Origin of the sequence: Paraburkholderia sp. (assembly GCF_035501035.1) — a bacterium.
Classification (GTDB): Bacteria; Pseudomonadota; Gammaproteobacteria; order Burkholderiales; family Burkholderiaceae; genus Paraburkholderia.
The window spans coordinates 1-3,450 of sequence record NZ_DATJWR010000456.1 but is presented as its reverse complement, the minus strand read 5'-3'; the positions used below and the strand labels follow the sequence as shown (position 1 = coordinate 3,450).

The 3,450-nt window shown below is 59.5% G+C and carries 2 protein-coding genes; both read right to left on the bottom strand.

Going from position 1 to position 3,450, the window contains the following annotated elements:
- Positions 1–650: 650 nt before the first annotated feature.
- Entirely contained in the window at positions 651–2,660 is a 2,010-nt protein-coding gene (locus VMJ11_RS32000) for an acyl-CoA synthetase (RefSeq protein ID WP_325625011.1), read from the bottom strand.
- A partial coding sequence (locus tag VMJ11_RS31995; RefSeq protein WP_325625010.1) for a fumarylacetoacetate hydrolase family protein occupies positions 2,657–3,450 on the bottom strand: 794 nt, incomplete at its 5' end. The genes VMJ11_RS31995 and VMJ11_RS32000, both read right to left, overlap by 4 nt.

Sequence of the window (3,450 nt, the reverse complement as noted above, 5' to 3'; positions counted from 1 at the left end):
GGCCGAACATTTTTCCTGTAATTCCTCACGTGTCTTCTCCTGCCTCATCGGCTAAATATCTTTCTTATCGTGCACACGGCGTTTGCGATCCGCCTATTGGTCAAGCTCGTTGGATCGGCTTCCGTATGTTTATGCCGAGTCCAAAAACGTCTCATTCTATTTAAATAGGCATACTAAATACATCGATATGATTTATCCAGATCGCAGCGTTGCTTCCTGCCGGTTCGCCGTACCGAGTCCTGAACTGCGAACGTCTGTTACTTCTCTTTGCCCTTCTGAACGGTTGCCAGTTTTGACAAATGGCCCTGCATGTCAGTGAACACGCATCACGAGCCGCTCGGCCTGCGGCGGGAACACACTCCACGAACCGTCGCGGTGCCGGAAAAAGAACAGTCCAACCGACCTTGTCGGCAAAAGCAGCTCAATATGCACACAGTTCCCCGCATGCGCCTGCGGACGACTTAACCGGGTAACGCGCACCGGGGTCCCGGAAGTCGGCGCAAGCCATTTTTCAACAAGCGAACGCAAGGATCTCTCTGAAGCAATACCCATCTTCTTCCCCAACCAAAAACCGGTGACATTCGCGATTCAGCCGTGCCATCACCTCGCATGCGAGTGACTGGACACCTGCGTCGATGCGAGAAACCATGTCACTTCGAAACCTTGTGCGTCTCTGACATCCCGTTGCCGTCGCCGCTGCTTCTCGAACCCTGCGCGACAGCGATTGAAAACGCGAACGGAAAGCGCCCGAGCGCGGAAGCCGCCAATGATTCGCGTTCTGTGCCAGGAAGTTCGACGTGAACTGAAATCCCACGCAAGGCATCGTCAGCGATGCTGACGGTTGCGCCATCGACGCCAGCTTCCACGAGCGCCAACCGCAGGGCGTCTACCGTTTCGAGCCGCTTCAGCGCGGGCTTGAAGATCTTGCCGACACCCGTCAGGGGCATTGTTTCAACGATCCGGATGCCCTTTGGGAATGCAGCTCGCTCGCTGATCTCGTCACGCAGGAACGCTGCCATTTCTGCTTCATTTGCCGATGTGCCTGGCTTGAGCTGCACATAGGCGACTGGCAGTTCGCCTGCGTGCATGTCAGGACGCCCCACCGCCGCGGCAATCTGGACCGCCGGATGGCGGTGCAACGCTTCTTCGATCGCTGCAGGGTCGATGTTGTGTCCGCCACGAATAATCAGTTCCTTCTTCCGGCCAGTGAGCCAGAAGTAACCGTCCGCGTCGCGGCGACCGAGATCGCCTGTATTGAGCCATCTGCCGCCATCAGCCAGGTCCAGCCAGATGCCGTTGTTCTGCTCCGGCCGCATATAGCCGATGAACACGTTCGGGCCGGAGATCACCAGTTGACCAATCTCGTCAGCGACGCAGTCCCGCACATAACGGCCCGCTTCATCGACCATCACGGCTTTCATGGCCTGGCCCGGGACACGAAGGCCGATTGAGCCGACCCGCCGTTCGCCAAGCGGCGGATTGATGCTGCTAATGCAAGTACCTTCCGTGAGGCCGTAGCCTTCGAGGATCCTGATTCCGGTTCGAGCCTGGAATGCACGCAGCAACTCCACTGGCATCGGCGCGGCGCCGCACAACCCGTATTCGAGCGAACCGATATCGCGCTCGCCAACGGGAACGTCCAGCAGCGAGCCATAGAGGGTCGGCACGCCGCTGAAAAAGTTGATGCGGTAATGCGCGACGATATCCCAGAAGCGTTGGACGACGCGTTCTCCGCGATAGCCTTGCGGCGTGCCCATCACGACATGTGCACCGCGTGAAAACGGCAGCAGCCCCGTCACCATGACGGCGTTGACGTGGAAAAGCGGCAATCCGCAAAAGATCGTCTTGCCCGGGCCCACGCTTTCACCGAGGAATTGTCCGGCGCTCCACGCATTGGCCACCTCGTTGCCATGCCGGCGCATCGCAATTTTTGGCAGGCCTGTTGTGCCGCCCGTGCAGAAGTAGGACGACACGTCGTCCCTGTTCATCCGGTGTGGCGTGCAGAGCGCCATGCCCGGCTCCCGTGCGACGGCTTCGCCGAAGTCGTGGATGCTGATGTGCGAAGGAACCGCGCCTCGCACACCTTCCTCGCCATGCAACCTTGAGCATTCGCCGCGCTGAAGCATTCGGGCCGCAAATCGCTGTTCAGCCGGCGCATGGTCGGCAAGATTGATCAGCACGAGATGCTCGAGCGACGCAACCTTGTGCAAGACCGTCTGCACTTTCGGCCACAGGTCCGTGCCGGGATACGGCGCCAAAGTGACAAGCACACTGGCGCCCGATGCAGTGAGCAACTCGCCTATCGCGTCGCTTTCGAGCAGTGGATTGATCGCGCAGACGATGCCGACCGCCTCGCCGCCCCAGACCACAAAGTGCGTTTCGGGGAGATTCGGCAATACATAGGCGACGACCATGCCTCGCTGCACACCCAGTCGCGACAACATGTTCGCCGTGCGCGTGATGTCGCGCACCAGTTCGCTGTAAGTCCAGCGCTCCGGGTTCGCGTAGTCGTCCGCGGTTGTGAAGAACGAAAGCGCGGGTGCCGATGGATTGATCGCGGCGCCCCGGCAGATCATTTCGTAGGTGCTCGACGGAAGATCCGCCGGCTGCCCCTGCGATTCGATAGCGAGGACATCCTGCTCGTTAGCGACGGCTTTCATGCTGCCTCTGCGACGACGACGTTGCGCTGGGTGCCAAGATCGATCGAGCCATCCTGGCTAACGATACGTGCTTCGACCACATCGCCATCCTGAAGGTACTGCGGTCGCTCGGCTTGCAGCGCGAGAAAAAGACGCCATTTCTCCGCTTCGGGCAGCTGCGCCGCGGCGCGTTGCTTTTCCGGCGACGGAATGATCAGCGCGCAACCGGACGGCGTACCCGTTGCGAGCAGGTCGCCGACGTGCAGGTCTTGAACGCCGGACAACTCGGTCAATGTCTCTGCCGGACCGTACACAAGACCCGAAGTGGAATCGTGCTGCCGAACCGTTCCGTTGACAGTCAGCGTCAGCACGAGCTCCTTGAGCTTCGGCATGTCGTGCTTTTCGAGCAGGCAAAGATACGGGCCGACCGGGCCGAACGTACGATAGCTCTTGCCCTTGTAGAACTGCATCTGTGGAATCTGCACATCGCGCGCGGAATAGTCGTTCACGATCACGGCGCCGGCAACGTAGTCGTACAGGTTCTCGTCGGTAATCGTTGCGCGGGACGTGACGTCGCGCTTGAGGACAAGACCGAGTTCGATCTCGTAGTCGAGGAACCGCACCGAATTGGGCTTCACCAGCTTAGAGTCCGCAGGAACGATGCAGCTGGTGGCCTTCGTGAAGATCATGTTGAATTTCTTCGCATCCGGGTCCATGCCGGATTCGATCATGTGCTGGCGGTAATTCGCGCCCTGGCAGATGAACTGCTGATTGGCAGTTACGGGCGAGAGCCATTGCACGTCCGCTTCGG

Excerpts from the sequence above, each read along its gene's own strand:
- VMJ11_RS32000 (WP_325625011.1), bottom strand. The coding sequence starts at position 2,660 with ATGAAAGCCGTCGCTAACGAGCAGGATGTCCTCGCTATCGAATCGCAG.